Genomic DNA, 17373 nt, shown 5'->3' on the forward strand with positions numbered 1-17373 from the left:
CCCGCCCCCCCGCCAGGGGACGGGCGGCCAGGCTTCGCTCGAGGGGCAACTCGCGCGAAGGGGAAGTCAGACCCGTTCCAGATCCCGTACAGCCACAGTCATCACCCATGTCCGAGAACAGGACAGGCCGGCCTCATCGCCGGTCCGGATCTTTAGGGAAGTGTACGCAATGCGTCGTACAGCTATCAAAGGGCTAGCCCTGGTCGCGGCCGTCGGCCTCAGCCTGGCGGCCTGTAGCAGCAGCAAGAGTCATCCGTCGGACAAGACCAGCAGCTCCGGCAAGGTCCGCACGCTGGTGGTCGAGGACAAGCCGGTCGCCTCGTTCACCGACGACTTCAACCCGTTCGACGGCAACTCCTTCCTCAGCCAGGAGAACGCGCGCTCGCTGTTCTACGAGCCGCTGTACCAGTTCAACACCCTGAACTCGGCCCAGGCCCCGATGCCGTGGCTGGCGTCGAACTACACCTGGTCCAACGCGAACAAGACGCTCACCTTCACCTTGAAGCCGGGCGTCAAGTGGAGCGACGGGCAGGCGTTCACCTCCGACGACGTCGCCTTCACCTTCACCATGCTGAAGAACTTCAAGGCGGCCAACACCGACGGCACGCCGATCCCGGACAGCGTCTCCACCCCGGACCCGAACACCGTGGTCCTGAACTACTCCAGCCCGCAGGCCGCCAACTTCGAGGGCATCGCCAACCAGATCATCGTGCCCAAGCACAAGTGGTCGGCGATCACCAACCCGGACAAGGCCGTCGTCACCGGCGCCGACTCGGTCGGGACCGGGCCGTATCTGCTGGACAAGTTCACCCCGCAGAACATCACGCTCAAGGCGAACCCCGGCTTCCGCGACGGCGCGCCGGCGGTGAAGAAGATCTCGTTCCCGGCCTACGCCGACAACAACGCCGCGACCCTCGCCCTGGCCAACGGCGACATCGACCTGACCGGCAACGACATCAACGACGTGCTGAACACGTTCGTGGCCAAGAGCAAGGACAACCACCTGTTCCAGACCACGGCGCCGTACTTCCCGGCGTCCAACACGGTGGCCCTGCTCATGAACGAGAAGAGCCCCAGCGCCCCGGCCCTGGCCGACGTCGCGGTGCGCAAGGCGATCAGCGCCGCGATGGACCGCACCTCGATGGCGACCCAGTGCGAGACGAACTACGAGCTGCCGGCCACCTCCTCCGGCGGGCTGACCCTGCCGATCGACCAGAAGTCGCTGGCCCCGGCCCAGACCAACGACCTGAAGCCGGGCCCGGACCCGGACGCCGTCAGCTCCGCGCTGACCGCCGACGGCTACGCCAAGAACGCCGCCGGCAAGTGGGCCAAGAACGGGGCCACGATCAAGTTCACGATCATCGACCCCAACTCCTTCACCGACTACTGGTGTGACGCCGAGGCCCTGGTCAAGCAGCTGAACGGGGTGGGCTTCGACGTCAAGGACAACGGCGCCTTCGACTACAACAGCTGGAACAGCGCGGTCACCACCGGCAGCTATGACGCCACCCTGCACTGGGGTCAGGGCACCACGCCGTTCCAGCGCCTGCAGTTCGTCCTGGACTCCACCCTGGCCTCCCCGGCCGGGCAGACCTCCGCCGGTGACTACGGGCACTACCAGAGCTCGGCGGCGGACGCGGCGGTCGCCGCCTACGAGGGCGCGACCTCCCCGGCCGACCAGGCCGCGGCGCTCAACACGCTGCAAGGCGTGGTCTCCTCGGACGTGCCGGCCGTCCCGGTGCTCTACGGCGCCGCCTGGTACGAGTTCAGCACGGCGAACTTCACCGGCTGGCCCACCAGCGACAACCCGTTCATCAACCCCTCGCCGCGCAGCCAGGACTACGAGTACCTGATCCTGAAGCTCACTCCGAAGCCCTGATCACCGGCGGAAGACCGTGAGCGTCCCGGTCGGCCCGGCCCCGTCGGGCCGGGCCGGCCGGGACGCTCGGGCGAGCAGGACATCACCACCGCGGCCCGGTAGGGCGGCCCAGGTTTATCGCAAGGAGTTGTCTGACAATGAGAACAGGTACGCGGGCTGTGAGCGGTGACACGGCGTCCGCGGGCAGCCGGAGGGCCCGCACCAGGGCGTTCCCGACCGACTTCGTCTGGGGCGCGGCCACCGCCGCCTACCAGGTCGAGGGTGCGGCCTTCGACGGCGGGCGCACCGCCTCGATCTGGGACACCTTCAGCCGGGTCCCCGGCAAGGTCGTCAACAGCGACAACGGCGACATCGCCGCCGACCACTACCACCGGTTCCGTGACGACGTCGCGCTCATGGCGGGCCTGGGCCTGGGCGCCTACCGCTTCTCCCTGTCGTGGAGCCGGGTCCGGCCCGGAGGACAGGGCACGCCGAATCCCGCCGGGCTCGACTTCTACTCCCGCCTGGTGGACGAGCTGCTGGCCAAAGGCGTGCAGCCGGTGGTGACGCTCTACCACTGGGACCTTCCGCAGGAACTCGAGGACGCCGGCGGGTGGGGGAACCGGGCCACCAGCGAACGGTTCGCCGAGTACGCGGCCATCGCCGCGGACCGCCTCGGTGACCGGGTCGAGCTGTGGACCACGCTGAACGAGCCCTGGTGCTCGGCGTTCCTGGGCTACGCCTCCGGTGTGCACGCCCCCGGGCGGCACGAGCCCGAGGTGGCCCTGCGCGCCGCGCACCACCTCAACCTGGCGCACGGACTCGGGACCCAGGCGCTGCGCGCGTCCCTGCCGGCCGGCGCGCGCGTCGCGCTGACCGTCAACCCCGCCGAAGTCAGGCCCCTGAGCCAGGAGCCGGCGGACCTGGACGCCGCGCGGCGGGTGGACGCGTTGCAGAACCGGATCTTCCTGGACCCGGTCCTGCGCGGCTCCTACCCCGAGGACCTGATCCAGGACACCGCGCACCTCACGGACTGGTCGTTCGTCCAGGACGGCGACCTGGAGTCGATCCACGTCCCGGTGGACCTGCTCGGGGTGAACTACTACAACCCGGTGGTCGTGGGCGCGCCGGTGGCCGGCGACGCCCCCGAGCCCGGCGTGGACGGCCACGGGGCCAGCGACTTCTCGCCCTGGGTCGGCAGCGAATCGGTGCGTTTCGTCCGGATGCCGGGCGAGCCGACCGCGATGGGCTGGCCGATCGACGCCTCCGGGCTGCACGACCTGCTGCTGCGCATCCACCGCGACTACGGTCCGATCCCGCTGGCGATCACTGAGAACGGCGCCGCGTTCCACGACTACGTCGGCCCCGACGGCGAGGTGCGCGACCCGCAGCGGGTGGAGTACCTGCGCAGTCATCTGGTCGCCGTGCACGAGGCCGTCGAGGCCGGTGTCGACGTCCGGGGCTACTTCTGCTGGTCCCTGCTGGACAACTTCGAGTGGTCCTACGGCTACTCCAAGCGCTTCGGGGTGGTCCATGTCGACTTCGCGACCCAGCGGCGTACGGTGAAGGCCAGCGGGAACTGGTACGCCGACGTCATCGAGGCCAACGCCGTACAAGGCTGACGCCGGCGGTATCGGCGTGCCGTCGGCATGACGTGCAAGGAGCACTACGAACACATGACAGGCAAGGACGGGGGAAACCCGGAAGCGGTGGTGCCCGGGCCGGAGCCGGCGTCGGCCTCGGCGCCCACCCTGGAGACCGTGGCCGCCGAGGCGGGGGTCTCCAGGGCCACCGTCTCCCGGGTCGTCAACGGCTCACCCAAGGTCTCCGAGGAGGTGCGCGCCGCGGTCCAGGCCGCGGTGGCCCGGCTGGGCTACGTGCCCAACCGGGCCGCCCGCTCGCTGGTGACCCGCCGGACCGGTTCGGTGGCCCTGGTGGTCAGCGAGGCGGAGATGAAGGTCTTCACCGATCCGCTGCTGGCCGCCATGGTGCGGTCGATGGGCGTGGCGCTGTCGGCGCGGGACGTCCAGCTGGTCCTGATGATGGTCCGCGCCGACAACGAACGGCAGCGCCTGACCGGGTACCTGCTCGGCGGGCACGTCGACGGCGTGTTCCTGATGTCGCTGCACGAAGGGGATCCGCTGCCGCGCATCCTGCACGACTCCGGTGTCCCCGTGGTCCAGATGGCGCGGCCGCTCGGCGACGTCAAGCTGCCGTATGTGGACGTCGACAACGTCCACGGCGCGCGGCTGGCGGTCCGGCACCTGGTGGCCATCGGGCGGCAGCGGATCGCCACCATCGCCGGGCCCCCCGACATGGTGGCCGGCGTCGACCGCCTCGACGGCTTCCGCGAAGAACTCCTGGGCGCCCGGATGGCCGACCACCGGGTCGCCTTCGGCGACTTCAGCCAGTCCTCCGGCGAGCAGGCGATGCTGGCGCTGCTGGCCGACCACCCCGACCTGGACGCCGTGTTCTGCGCCAGCGACCTGATGGCCGCCGGGGCGCTGCGGGCCCTGCGCCGGCACGAGCGCCGGGTCCCGGAGGACGTCGCCGTCGTCGGGTACGACGACCTGGACGTCGCGCTGCTCACCGAGCCCCCGCTGTCCACGGTGAGCCAGCCGGTCGAGGCGATGGCGGCCACGATGGTGGACATGCTGCTGGCCCAGGTCGCCGGCCGTCCCCTGCCGAGCCCGGCGATCCTGCCGACCCGGTTGGTGCTGCGGGCTTCGGGGTGAGGCTGGGCGGCGTCGGGGTTGGGGTTGGGGTCGGCGTTAGCGTTGGCGTCGGTTAACTGGATGGACGCGAGGACGAGTCTGCGCGGAGGATGACTTTCGTGTCACAGCAACAGGCGAGTCCTCAAGCCAGCCTCGACCGGGTCTTGCACAAACTCGACCGCGCGGTCCGCGTCGGGTATCTGGTGCGGATCAGCCGCTCGTTCCGCGACGCCGACAAGATCGACGGCTTCGTGATCGGTGCCACTGAGGCGTGGACTCTGCTCGCATCCTGTGCCGACTTCGATCTCGACGGCTTCGTGGCGATCCGCACGGCCGACATCTCCCGTGTCCAGCGGCGTGGCGACGACAAGTCGATGACCGTGCGGGTGCTGCGACGCCGAGGTCAGTGGCCTGTGCAGCGGCCGATCGGCGGCGTGCATCTGGACGGCCTGTCAGACGTGGTGACCGCGGCGGCTGAAGGCTACGGGTTCGTCATCGTGCACGTCGAGGGCTGGGAACCGGATTCCTGCTGGATCGGGACCGTCGTCGGCCTCGGGCGCAAGAAACTCCGGCTGCACGAGGTCGACCCGGAGGCGCGCTGGCACGATGAGCCGACGAAGTTCTCGATGAAGGCCATCACGCAGATCGGCTTCGGCGACCGGTATTCCACGACGCTCCGCGAGTTCGCCGGGAGCCCCCGCTGACCGGCGGGATGCCGGCCACCGAGGACGCTCCGTCCGGCGGGTGGGTACGCTCCGTCCTGGCGACTAGATCATCGTCCCGACCATGGGAGTGAGCCGATGGGGAAGCTTCGTAGTGCGCAGTGGTACGCGGGCCAGGACCGCAATGCCTATATCCACCGGGCCTGGATGCGCAGAGGTGTTCCGGACGATGCTTTCGAGGGGCGGCCGCAGATCGCCATCGCGAACACCGCCTCCGACCTGACTCCGTGCAACGCGCACCTGGGCGAGGTGGCGGCGTCGGTGCGAAACGGCGTATACGAGGCCGGCGGTATTCCGCTGGAGATGCCCGTGGTCTCCCTCGGGGAGACCAACGTCCGGCCCACCGCCATGCTCTGGCGGAACATGGCGGCGATGGCCACCGAGGAGATGCTGCGGGCCAACCCGATCGACGGCGTGGTGTTGCTCGGCGGCTGTGACAAGACGATTCCATCCCTGCTCATGGCGGCCGCCTCGGTGGACCTGCCCGCGGTCGTGGTGCCGGGCGGACCGATGCTCACCGGTACTTTCCGCGGGAATCCGTTGGGATGCGGCACCGATGTCTGGCGACTCTCGGAGGAGGTGCGCGCCGGCACCCTGTCCCAGGAACAGTTCGTCCGCTCGGAATCGTCGATGATCCGCAGCCGCGGCCACTGCAACACCATGGGGACCGCGTCCACCATGGCTCTGGTGGCGGAGGCCCTGGGCATGGTCGTGCCCGGGGTGGCCGGCACGCCCGCGCCGGACAGCCGTCTGCTCCAGGCCGCCCACGGCACCGGGCGGCTGGCCGTGGACATGGTCACCGCCGAACGACGGCCGAGCACGTTCCTGACCAAGGCCTCGTTCCACAACGCGATCGTGGCGCTGGCCGCCGTCGGCGGTTCGACCAACGCGGTCGTCCACCTCCTGGCCATCGCCGGACGCCTGGGCATCGACCTGACCCTGGACGACTTCGACCGCATCGGGTCGCGGGTTCCGGTGCTGGTGGATCTCCAGCCGGCCGGCCGCTTCCTCATGGAGGACTTCCACCGGGCCGGCGGCCTGCTCGCGGTGCTACGCGAAGTCAGGGAACTGTTGGACCCCGAGGCCACGACGGTCACCGGACAACGGCTGGTCGACTCCCTCGATGACGCCTCGATCTGGGACGCCGAGGTGATCCGGACCCGCGCCCAGCCGTTGGTCGCGCAGGGCGGCATAGCAGTCCTGCGGGGAAGCCTCGCGCCCGACGGTGCCGTGATCAAGCCGGCGGCGGCCTCGCCGCATCTGCTGCGCCACCGGGGCCCGGCGGTCGTGTTCGACAGCGTCGAGGACTTCCACGCGCGCATCGACGACCCCGGCCTGGACGTCGACGCCGATTCCGTGCTCGTCCTGCGCGGCTGCGGACCGAAGGGCTATCCGGGCATGCCGGAGGTCTCCAACATGCCGCTGCCGAAGAAGCTCCTGGAGGCGGGCGTTCGGGACATGGTGCGCATCTGCGACGGCCGGATGAGCGGCACGGCCTACGGCACGGTCGTGCTGCACGTCGCGCCCGAAGCAGCCGCCGGCGGTCCCCTCGCGTTCGTGCGCACCGGCGACATCATCACCTTGGACGTCGAGGCCCGCAGCATCGACGTGGAGGTACCCGCCGACGAACTGCTGGCTCGCGGGCCGAACTCGGCTGCCGTCGCAGGGTACGCCGATCCGCGCCGAGGCTGGGAGCGGCTGTACATAGACCATGTGCAGCAGGCCGACACCGGCGCCGATCTGGACTTCCTCGTCGGATCCAGCGGCTCGGAGGTGGCCCGGGAGTCGCACTGAAGCGCACTGAAGCGGCGGCGGGAGGCAGGCTGGATTGGTCGCGTTTCGGTGCCCCTGATTGGCTCTTCCCCGCAGACCAATCGGATCCTAGCCGATCGATTCCTAGGGGTTCCGGCTAGCAGGACCTCAGCCGACGGTGTAGGCGTTGTCGACGGTCTGACTGATCGACCCGCCGAGCGCATCAGTCGCGGTCACCTTCAACCACGGCGTCACACCCTTGGCCGCGCCGTTCTTCCACAACGCCACGAACTGGTTCTGACCGGCCGGAACCACCGAGGCCGCGGTCCAGGTCGCACCCTTGTCAAAGGACACTGACACCGTCGCGCTGGTGGCTGCGGCCTGCGAGCCGGTCGCGCCGTAGGACTGGTGCCCGACGGTCAGCAGCAGCGAGGCCATCGGCCCGTGGGCGGTGTTCGTGTCGTCACTGGCCAGCTGGTAGTTCAGGTCCAGCACCGGCAGGACCGAGCACGCCGTGGTGCTGCTGCCCTGCGCGTCGCAGGAGTTGTCGGCCGGCAGCGTCCACTTCGCGTCCGCCGTCGGGTCGTAGGGCACTGTGATGTCGGTGTGCGTCACCGTGGACTGGGTGATCGGGGGCCCGGTGAGGTCTTCGTCGTACACCAGGCGGTAGGTGCCGGGCTGCTGCGACTGGTCGTTGAGGACGGCTCCTGTGTATCCGTCCTGCGAGAGGATCTGGGTGCCGTCGCGGTAGACGGTCACGTGGCTGACGTTCTGGTAGGAGAACCCGCCGTCGGTGTCCGGGTTGCTGTCCTGGTTCCCGTTCACTCCGAGGACCACCGTGCCGCCGTCGGCGCAGGCCCGGCACCAGGTGGCGGCCTGGTACCGGCCGACCTGGGGCGTGAGCGGGCCGTGGCCCCAGGTCCGCCAGGTCACGGTCGGACCGGCGTAGGCCGGGGCGTCGGTCATGAAGATCATGTACTGGGAAGCGCGGGACGGCGGTTCCATGGCGACGGCGGCCGAGATGCTCACGCCGTCGAGCGGTGCGCTGTAGTAACTGGTCAGGTGCTCCGGGGTGGTGATGACGTGACCGAGGCCGAAGCCGCCGATCGCCGGCCCGGAGAAGCTGATCATGTAAAAGCCCTGATGACCGGTGTTGCCGGGGTCGGTGTCGACGGTGTTGTGGATCGTGGCCAGTTTCGAGGCCTCGACCGGGTAGGTCTGGTTCGCGTCGATGTGGTCGGCCGGCGGGTACATCAGGTCGTAGCGGTAGGGATCCGTGCTCCCGTGATCTGTACTCCGGTGATCCGTGCTCCCGGCCGGGCTCGAACCACCCCAGTCGAGCAGCTGGTACGTGAACCCGCCGACCTGCGCCGGCGCCGTGGGGCTGACGTAGGTCGGTCCGCTGGAGTTCGCCATCAGGCCGGTGACCCGACCCGTGAGGTCGGTGCGCGTGAACATCATGAGGTCGCTGTCGTTGACCGTGGGCCGCGGGGTGTCCGCCAGCACCGGCACGGTCGCCAGGCGCTCGTCGGCGGTCACGGTGGTCACGCCGGTGTCGGCGACTGTGATGTCCGTGTTCACCACGATGTGCTGCGACGTGATGTTGTCCCCCGTCGCGTCGAACGTGGAGTAGAAGGTGGTGGCCGAGTAGTGGCCGGCCGGCACCGCGATCCGCGCCACGCCGTTGGTCAGCGGCATCGGGGGGATGAAGACCCGGTGGGCGTCGTCCACGTTGTTCAGGAAGGTCAGGCCACTGGCACCGGCCCCGTCCGAGTCCACACCGTTGATCTGCAGGATGTACAGGGGGTAGTGAGGAATCGCTGAGGGGGCGGCGATTGCCACCTCCAGTGCCGGGATCTCGTATTGCGACGCCACGAACTGCGCCGGCGCGGCCATCGCCGAGTCGGGGATGACGTAAACGTGCTGTGCGTCCGGCGCGTAACGCACGGCCGGGGCGGTCCCGCCGTTCGGATCCAGCACCATGACGGTCGCGGCCGGGCCGGAGCCGGTGACGAGTACCCGGTCACCGTTCGGCAGGATGCTGATCTGCGGGGCTGTGGCCATGTGGGCCGGGAACGCAGGGGTCCCGGAGGCCGGTGGCGGCGCGGTCGCCGCGGCACCGCCGACAGTGGCCGCTGAGGCCGCCGAGGCCGCGGTCAGGCCCAGAGCCATGGCCGCCGCCAGGATCGGGACACGACGGATACGTGCTAGCACAAGTGGTTCCTCCAGATCGTCGGATCGGCTCCGGGGTGGAACGTGTCCACCGGCGGAGCCTTGTGCTCTGTCGAACTACCGACGACATGGAGGCCGGAAATGTTATACGGGCATTCATCTCAGCTGGTGGATTCTCGGATTCCACAGCTATGATTGACGGCGCATAACCAAGCGCTGTCAATCGGGGGAGGGGCCGTGCAAGACACTGTCCGGGGTTTCAGTCGATCGGTGGCGGTCAGCGCCGTGCTGGCGGCGACGATGGCGGCGGCGGTCGCGTGCTCCACGAGCGGGACTGTCGTGACTGGCGGGGCCGTCGGAGGCGCGAATCCCTTGCCCAGCACCGCCTCCGGCGCCGCGACCTCCGGGAGCGGGCCGGCGCCGGCCAACCAGTCGCTCGTCTCGGGCCGGCCGGGCTCGCCGACCACGTCGGCCTCCGCGCCGGACGTCACCGTGACCCAGGGCGAGGCCGTGGCGGCGCTGGAGGCGTATCAGAGTGCGAACAACGCGGTCAACGCCGCTCTGGACATCCCGGGGGAGGCGAAGATCGAGAGCGGTTCGCTGCTGACCCTAGACCAGGGCAGCCTGCTCTATTACCAGGGGATCGGCGGCGCCAAGGCCGCCCAGTCCAAAGTGCCGGTCTCCTTCGCCGACCCGGTGTTCTACATCGCGCGCTCGGTCGCATACCCGCGCGGGTTCTACGTCACGGTGGACACGGTCCAGCCAGGCGCGCCCGGCTCCGGCACGCTCCTGCACTTCGCCCAGGAACAAGCCGGCGCGCCCTGGTTGGTGGACACCACGCTGAGCCTGACCGCGGGCCGGCAGTGGCCGGCCTTCGCCGTCGGTGCCGACGGGCTGTTGGACTACACCGCGACCCAGCTGACCCGACTACCTCTCAACACGACCGACCTGGCCGTGGCCGACCGGACCCTGCTCACCGCCGACAACGCCGGCACACCCGGCTCGCCGTTCGCGAGCGACGACGTGACCACCACCGAGCGGAAGTGGATCCAGGACGACACCTCCGGCGTCTCCCCGGCGACCGTGACGCTGACGGTGTCCACGACCACCGACCCGCTGCCAACCTACCTGCCGCTCAAGGACGGCGGCGAGCTGGCGATCTACGGTACGCGCGTCTCCTTGCGAGCCACCCAGGCCGGCCGCACCTTCACCTTCGCCGACCAGGGCTGGGCGAAGGTCGCCGGCGCCCAGACCGCCGAGGGCGGCTTCACCACGGATTCGGTGTGGATGGTCGCCGCCATCGACCCGCCGGAGAAGTCGGGGAAGATCCAGAAGATCGCTTACAACGGGGGTCTGGTGTCCGTGGAGCACTGAGGATCTTCCATCCTGATTCCGCAGGTGTTGCGGCCTGGTGTTACAGCCCGGCGCTCCGGCCCGGTGTCAGGGCAGATGCGCCGCCATGGTGGCCACGAATGCCGGGTCCCCGCTGGTGTCCTCGCCGGTGCTCGAACTCATCTCGATGCTGGTCACGGCGACCTGCCTGCCCTTGAACGCGACATAGATGTGGGAGTAGAGGCCGGTGCCGCCGGTGGTCTGGTGGACCACCAGGGAGAACCCGGTCGCGGTCACCGGTCCCGGCTTGACGGTCGAAGTGACCGGCTTGCCGTTCTGTTCGGTCTGGCAGGTGGTGAGCGCGGTGGCCTTCTGGCTCGCGCTGAAGGCCGAGGCCGCGCCCGAGGCGGTGGTGAAGACGTGGTCTGTCTCGGTCGCCGAGGAGTACAGCTCTGTCGCCGAGTACGGGGGTTTCACGATGGCGTCGTTGCCGTGCCACCACTGGCTGTAGGAGACGGAGTCGGTCCCGTTCACGAGGTCTGGTCCGAGGGCTTCGCACAGGTCCGGGTCCGGCGCGGAGCCGGGCGTCGACGGACCCCACAGGGACATCGGCACCCAGCCGTTGGAGCCGTCGGCCATGGGGTAGGGGAGCTGGTCCTCGGTGACGAAGCCCGGGGTCGCCGGCGTGGTCGTGACCGGTGGATCGACGGGCGGGTGTCCGGCGAGGCGGTCGGCCATGGCCTGGAGCGCGGCCTTGTCGTCGGCGGCGCTGTTCGCCGAGCCCTTGTCCAGTCCGCCGACGAATTTCGCGACGGTGTTTCCGTGTTGGACGATCAGCAGGAGCCGGTTCGCCGGAAACGTGGGGGAGTCGGGCGAGCGTGGATCGTCGGGTGTGCTTGTACCGTCCTCGAACCAGGCGAAGCCGTTGGGAACCGCAGCGGTCTGCTTGGCGGTGAGTGAGGTATAGCCGTAGGGTTTGGGGTTGTTCTCGCAGCTCGTGACCGACGGGGTGAGTCTGCGGTATTCCGCGTTCGCGGCGGCTTCGGAGTCGTAGTGGTAGATGAACTCGGTGGCGGTGGTGAAACCGGCTGCCAGGTATTGGACGGATGAGACGGACTGGGCCTGGCTCTCGGCCGTCGGGGAAGCCACGGAACCGCAGGGGACTTCGCCGAGGCTGCCGGGGCCGCCCGGCGTCGCCGTGTCGACTCCGCTCTGGTTGGCCTGCCAGTGGTAGGTGGCTTGCCAGGGGAGCTCGGCGGGCTGAAGGAACACCACCGGAGGAGTGCCGTCGATGAACTTCGTGAAGTTCGCCGGCGGGTAGTCCGGTGGCGTCGGCGTGGTCGTCGGGGCCGTGACGGTGGCATGGGTCGGCGCGACCGAACTCGCGTCGCCGGTCCCGAGCATCATGCTCACCGCGACCGCGGAGGCGGCGAGGCCCGACATCGCCACCAGCACGCCCCGACGACGCAGCCGCCGGGTGCGGCCCTCGGCGCGGACCGACGCGGCGGCCGGGAAGGGGCGCATCCGATCGCGTCCCTCGTCGGCGAGTTCTTCGAGAATGGTCGAGAACGTCTCAGGCATCGGACCTTGCTCCCTTCTTGGCGGTCATGACCTGGCTGAGCGAAGCAGCGCATGGTGGCGGGGTCTGTGGTGGCGGAGTGCGTGGCAGGCTTTCGTCGTCTGCGAACTCCGACACGTACGGCGCGAGGGCTTTGCGGCCGCGGGCCAGGCGGGCCTTGACGGTGCCGGTCGGCGCCCCGGTTTCCTGGGCTATCTCCGCGACGGTCATCCCGTACATGTGGTGCAGCACCAGCGCCTGCCGCTGCTCCACGGGGAGCTGCCGGAGCGCGGCGGCTATGGCGAGCCGGTCCGGAGAGAGCTCTGGAACGTCGTCCACGAAGCCGTTCCGCTGTGCGGAAATCCGGTTCTTCGCCTTACGCCACGAACTGACCGCGGCCCGGTAGGCGACCATCCGCACCCACGCCTCGGGGTCGTCGTAGCGGGAGACCTTCGACCAGCGCTGCCAGGCGCGCACATACGCCTCGTGCGCCGCGTCCTCCGCTTCGGCCGCGCTGCCCAGCACGATGTACATGTACCTCACGACCCGCGTGATGGTCGCCGCGTAGAACGTGTCGAAATCGCCTTGGCCAGGTGATTCGGCCACGGCACCTCCTGCTCTGATCTGCTCCGCCGGCGTCTCTACCGCCGGATCCGGTAACACACGTCTGGGCGTGGGATCCGGTTGCACGCGGGCCTACCCCGACCTGCCGGGTGCGGGCCGCGCGCGGAGATCAGACAGCTCAGACCTTAGCCTCAACCCCCGAGCCCGGCGGCGCGGACCTTGTTCTCCGCGGCTGTGATCAGCGAGGCGTCGACGGCGGGCGCCGGGCCTGAGGAGGAGCTCGCCGAGAACGTCACCAGCGTGCCGCCGACGCGATCGACGACGTAGCGGTCGCTCGGCTGCTTGCTGGGATCGGTGAGGTAGTAGACGACGCAGTCGCTGGAGACCGGGTCGGGCTGCGGCTGGATGACGTAGGACGCGGACGCCTCGCCGGCCTCGGGCGCTTGGAACGTTTGCTGGCACTGCGTTTGCATCGCGTGGAACACGTTCATCAGCGCCGCGGCCTCGGCGTCGCCGTAGTACTCCACGCTTTCCGCCAGGAGCCCCGGTCCTCCGTCCGCGCCGACCGCCGGCAGATCGAATCCGATCGACGCCGTGGGCGCCTCGAAGTCGGGGCCGCCGCTGTCCAGCTTCTGCGTCAGCTGGTCCATGGGTGCACAGCCACCGTTGGTCGGATACAGGTACATCGCGATCCGGAAATCGAGGGTGTGGTTCTGCCCGAGGCCCGGTACGTCGCTGCCGGCCAGGAGCGCTTGCTGAAGCTGGGCCGTCGAGGGTGCGTTGGCCGACGCGCTCGGACTCATGCCCGCGCTCGGGGTACTGATGCCCGACGGCATGACCGGCCCGGACCCGCTCATCTGCCCAGCCCCGCCGATCTGGCTCGACCCACCGATCTGGCTAGCCCCGCCGATCTGCCCGGACGACGAACACCCGGCCACACCGAGTGCGGTCGCCGCGAGCGCGGCCAGCAGCGAGGAACAACAGATGACCCGCCCCATGGTGACCCTTGACTCCGTTCACGCGCACTCGGCTTGACGAGTCCCGAGGCTAGGGGCTGCGCGAGAGGACCGGTCCTGACGGCGCGGCCCTAACCTTCGTGGCGGTTGGTGGCTGGTGGCTGGTGGCCGGTGGCCGCGAGTGTGGCCGGGCATCGACGGAGGCATGAGAAATGATGGACGCTGAGCAGCGCGCACAGCAGCGGATCCAGTCGATCTTCGCGGGCCTCGGCCTGCGCGAAGGGTTGGTCCAGGGGGCCTCGGACGCCGAGATCGACCGGTTCGCCGCGACCCAGGGCGTCACGCGGATTCCGGCCGCTGTGCGGGAAGCGCTCAGGCTGATCGGCAGGCAGCCCTACATGCTGATGGCGGGGACGGGTTTCGGGGTTCGCCACGAGTTCGCCCGGATGCGGGTGCGCGCGATGCCCGGTGAGATGTCTGAAGCCGAATCACGTCAGACCTCTGAAGCCGAGCCCGGCCGGCGGATCCGGGACGCCGCGGGCATGTTGGTGCTTTCCGAGCACCAGGGTTACGTGCAGGAGGTCATCGACGGCGCCGACCTCGACCAGCCCGATCCGCCGATATGGGTGATCATCGAGGGCGAGGTGACCGGCCGAGTCGAGAGTGTGACTCAGTGGTTCCGGCATTTCGAGGTCGTTGTGGAACGACATCGTCAGGAATTGGAACGCCGCGATGACCTCCGCGAGGGCAGGCCCAGCTGGGCCTCGTACGTCCTGCCCCGGGCAGCGCTGACCCCGCCGTCGTCCAGGCCGCGTGACCGGGTGCGGGAGATCGTGGAGGCGGTGTTCGCCGCCGGATTGCGCCGCGGCTCGGTTGCCGGCGCCTCGCAGGAGGAGATCGAGCGCTTCGCCGCCGCGCAGGGAGTGCCTCGGGTGCCGCCCGCCGTGCAAGAGGTCCTGCGGCTCATCGGTACTCGACCGGGCCTGTGGATGCCTGATGACACCACGGTGTTCGGCGTCGCCAACGGTGCGCAGGCCAAGGAGCGTGCTGTCGCCGCCCTGCACGGCATGGATCACGTCATGCGTGACCTTGACGGAATCCTCGTGTTGGCCGAAGAGCCGGAATATCGCTTTTATGTGATCGATGGGGCGGACATCCAAGAGGACGATCCGGCAGTGTGGGAAGTCCATGTCCATGACAGGCCGCGTGCCCGCAAGGATTGGGGCAGCACGACGGGCTGGCTGGACAAGAAGGCGCCGAACATCGAACGGGAACGAATGAATATTCGAATGCTTGAGAGCGGAGGGGAGCCCGCACCGGATTGGGCGCAGGACATCGAGCCCCGCTGAACTCGCCGGTCAGCGGTCAGCGGTCAGCGGTCGGCGGTCGGCAAAAGCCGCGAGTGTCGCGCCGAGCTGTCGCACCGGCCCCTCCCCGCTGAACCGGAGCACGACGCTCGTCGCGCCGGCCGCTTCGAGCTGCGCGATGCGTGCGGCGGCGTCCGCCGGGGTCCCGCTGACGGTGAACACTTCGGCCGGAGCGCGGTCAAGCCAGGCGGCCTGATCCTCGACCGCCGGGCGCAAGACCTCCGTCGCCTGCCGGGGGTCGTCCGCCACGGCGGCGTACGTGAACACGATCAGCTCGTGTTCCTGCGCGCCTCCGCCCTTGCGGATCAGCGTGAGCGCCGACTCCAGATCCGCCGGGCCGTGGCCTTCGGCGAGTACCGTGCCGTCCGCGACCCGCCCGGACAGTTCCAGCGACCGCGGCCGCACCACGCCCAGCACCACCGGGGGGACCTGCGCGGGCGGGTGCACCAGCCGCAGGTCGTCGATCCGGACTTCGCTGCCCTGCATCTGTACCTGCTCGCCCCGCAACAGCGCGCGCACGGCTTCGGCGGTCTCCGCCAGCAGCGCCAGCGCTGAGGCCGGCGCCGCTCCGACTGACGCCATCCAGCCGGTGACGCCGTGTCCGATGCCCGCCACGAACCGGCCGGGATACACGCGCGCCAGGAGCGCCACCTCCATCGCCAGCAGCGCCGGGTTCCGCAGGGGCGCCGGAGCGATTCCCAGCCCGACCCGCATCCGCGACGTCGCCGCCAGCGCGACCGTGGCCGCCGAGATGCCGCCGCCCCAGCTGAGGTCCTCCACGACCCACAGCTCGTCGGCGCCGAGCGCTTCGACTTCGCGCGCGAACGCCGGCAGCCCTTCGGGGGCCCAGGCGCGGTCGTACATGACACCGACTCGAAGACTCGACATGGACCGGGACGCTACCGGATCCTGGAGGTCTGAGCCGAGGCCCGGCGGGTTCGAAGCTGCTCGTGAGTTCGACAGAGTTCTGCTTCGGGAACCGGCATGTGTATCAGTAGTACTGAGGGGGAGCAATGCCGCCTGAAGCAATGCCGCCTGAAGCAATGCCGCCTGAAGCAATGCGATCTGGAGCAACGCCATCTAGAGCAATGCCGTCTGAGGAGCCGGTCCTGGCGGAGCAACCGGTCAGGCCCATCATCTTCTCCGGGTACAGCAGTATCTCCCTGTTCGGCTATGCCGAGGTGCTGCCGGCGAAGTCCGTGATCATCGTCGAGGAGTCGGAGTACGCGCGCGAGCGCGACGCGCAGGCGTCCCTCACCTGGTCGCCGCTGGTGCGCGAGGTCGTCGAATGGGACCTCGTCGGGGCGGGCCAGGCCGACGAGTTCTTCCTCGCCCACCGTGACCTGGATCCGGTCGCGGTCGTCCCGAACACCGAGGTCGGCACCTTGTTCGCGGCCCGGCTGGCCGAGCGTTACGGGTTGTCCGGTGCGGGTTTCGGTGCGGCGCGGGCGATGCGGGACAAGCGTCGGCTGCGGGCGATCACCGGGGCGGCCGGGATCCCGAACCCGGAGTCGGTGGTCGTGGCCGACGCCGGGCAGGCGCGGGCGTTCCTGGCGGCGGGCAGCGGCCCGATCGTGCTCAAGCCGGCGGCCGGTATGGGCTCGGTCGCCACCTGTGTGGTGCGCGATTCCGCCGGGATCGACGAGGTCTGGGACTCGCTGACGCAGGAGGCGGCGCGGCTGGGTCCGGAGCAGCCGATGCTGGCCGAGCGCTTCGTGGCCGGTCCGGAGTTCAGCGTCGAGATGCTGGTGCGGGGCGGCAAGGACGTGTTCGCCAGCGTCACCGGCAAGCTGCTGTACCCCGGATCGCGGCCGGTCGAGATGGGCCACGTGGTTCCCGCGGACATCCCCGCGGCGCTGACCGAACTGCTGGTCCAGCAGACCCGGCGGGTGGTCGAGGCGGTGGGCTTCGCCGACGGCATCGTGCACTGTGAGTGGATCGTCGCCGACGGTGTCCCGCATCTGGTGGAGTGCGCCGGCCGGTGCGCCGGGGCCGGGATCATCGACATGATCCGGCAGGCCTACCCGGTCGACATCGTTCAGGCCTACGTCGACATCCTGTCCGGCCGGGCGCCCTCGGTCGAGCTGCCGGCCCGGGCGCGGCGGGCGGCGTCGGTTCGTTTCACCAGCGCGCAGCCCGGTGTGGTCACGGCGATCCGCGGCGTGGAGGCGGCCGGCGCGTCCGAAGGAGTCTTCTACGCCGGAGCCGCGGTGGAGGTGGGCGGCCGGGTCAACAAGCTGCGCAGCTCCGGCGACCGCCCCGCCTTCGCCGCGGTGACCGCCGACACGCCGGCCGAAGCGCTGCGCCTGGCCGCCGCGGCCGCCGCGTTGATCGAGATCGAGACCCGCCCGGAGTGACCGGAGTGAGGGGGCGGGCTC

13 protein-coding genes are annotated in these 17373 nt (G+C 69.7%); 8 read left to right on the forward strand and 5 right to left on the reverse strand.

Annotation, left to right across the window (positions count from 1 at the left end):
• Positions 1-169: 169 nt before the first annotated feature.
• From IZR01_RS03485 to IZR01_RS03505, 5 genes are all read left to right on the forward strand, one after another.
• Positions 170-1879 (forward strand): ABC transporter substrate-binding protein, encoded by a 1710-nt coding sequence (locus tag IZR01_RS03485; RefSeq protein WP_194891628.1) that lies wholly within the window; start codon positions 170-172, stop codon positions 1877-1879.
• Between the two features lie 137 nt (positions 1880-2016).
• The gene (locus IZR01_RS03490; protein ID WP_194891627.1) at positions 2017-3480 is read left to right on the forward strand and encodes a GH1 family beta-glucosidase; all 1464 of its coding nucleotides are present in this window, start codon (positions 2017-2019) and stop codon (positions 3478-3480) included.
• A gap of 54 nt (positions 3481-3534) precedes the next feature.
• Positions 3535-4593, forward strand: coding sequence for a LacI family DNA-binding transcriptional regulator (locus tag IZR01_RS03495; RefSeq protein ID WP_194891626.1), 1059 nt, complete (start codon positions 3535-3537; stop codon positions 4591-4593).
• 98 nt (positions 4594-4691) lie between these two features.
• The gene (locus tag IZR01_RS03500) at positions 4692-5276 is read left to right on the forward strand and encodes a hypothetical protein (protein WP_194922857.1); all 585 of its coding nucleotides are present in this window, start codon (positions 4692-4694) and stop codon (positions 5274-5276) included.
• 96 nt (positions 5277-5372) lie between these two features.
• Positions 5373-7088, forward strand: a complete 1716-nt coding sequence (locus tag IZR01_RS03505; RefSeq protein ID WP_194922858.1) for an IlvD/Edd family dehydratase — start codon at positions 5373-5375, stop codon at positions 7086-7088.
• Positions 7089-7214: 126 nt separating this feature from the next.
• On the opposite strand, the gene IZR01_RS03510 is transcribed toward IZR01_RS03505, so the two are convergent.
• Positions 7215-9260, reverse strand: coding sequence for a hypothetical protein (locus tag IZR01_RS03510; RefSeq protein ID WP_194922859.1), 2046 nt, complete (start codon positions 9258-9260; stop codon positions 7215-7217).
• A 228-nt stretch (positions 9261-9488) separates the two neighbouring features.
• Between IZR01_RS03510 and IZR01_RS03515 the strand changes: the two genes are divergently transcribed.
• Positions 9489-10592 carry a DUF8094 domain-containing protein gene (locus IZR01_RS03515; RefSeq protein WP_194891623.1) on the forward strand — a complete coding sequence of 368 codons (1104 nt, stop codon included), beginning with the start codon at positions 9489-9491 and terminating at the stop codon, positions 10590-10592.
• 66 nt (positions 10593-10658) lie between these two features.
• On the opposite strand, the gene IZR01_RS03520 is transcribed toward IZR01_RS03515, so the two are convergent.
• From IZR01_RS03520 to IZR01_RS03530, 3 genes are all read right to left on the reverse strand, one after another.
• Positions 10659-12131, reverse strand: a complete 1473-nt coding sequence (locus IZR01_RS03520; protein ID WP_194891622.1) for a hypothetical protein — start codon at positions 12129-12131, stop codon at positions 10659-10661.
• Positions 12124-12714: a SigE family RNA polymerase sigma factor gene (locus tag IZR01_RS03525; RefSeq protein WP_323746898.1), complete on the reverse strand. Its 591-nt coding sequence runs from the start codon at positions 12712-12714 to the stop codon at positions 12124-12126. Before IZR01_RS03525 ends, IZR01_RS03520 begins: the two co-directional genes overlap by 8 nt.
• A 149-nt stretch (positions 12715-12863) precedes the next feature.
• Positions 12864-13670, reverse strand: a complete 807-nt coding sequence (locus tag IZR01_RS03530) for a hypothetical protein (protein ID WP_194922860.1) — start codon at positions 13668-13670, stop codon at positions 12864-12866.
• A 170-nt stretch (positions 13671-13840) separates the two neighbouring features.
• Between IZR01_RS03530 and IZR01_RS03535 the strand changes: the two genes are divergently transcribed.
• On the forward strand, positions 13841-14977 hold the full coding sequence (locus tag IZR01_RS03535; RefSeq protein ID WP_194922861.1) for a hypothetical protein: 1137 nt from the start codon (positions 13841-13843) through the stop codon (positions 14975-14977).
• Positions 14978-14986: 9 nt separating this feature from the next.
• Here the strand turns inward: IZR01_RS03535 and IZR01_RS03540 are convergent, their stop codons facing one another.
• On the reverse strand, positions 14987-15883 hold the full coding sequence (locus tag IZR01_RS03540) for an LLM class flavin-dependent oxidoreductase (RefSeq protein ID WP_194922862.1): 897 nt from the start codon (positions 15881-15883) through the stop codon (positions 14987-14989).
• Between the two features lie 200 nt (positions 15884-16083).
• Here IZR01_RS03540 and IZR01_RS03545 point away from each other — a divergent pair, with 200 nt between their 5' ends.
• Positions 16084-17352 (forward strand): ATP-grasp domain-containing protein, encoded by a 1269-nt coding sequence (locus IZR01_RS03545; RefSeq protein WP_194922863.1) that lies wholly within the window; start codon positions 16084-16086, stop codon positions 17350-17352.
• The last annotated feature ends 21 nt before the right edge of the window (positions 17353-17373 follow it).

The sequence above is a fragment of the Catenulispora pinisilvae genome, assembly GCF_015356865.1.
Taxonomy (GTDB): Bacteria; Actinomycetota; Actinomycetes; order Streptomycetales; family Catenulisporaceae; genus Catenulispora; species Catenulispora pinisilvae.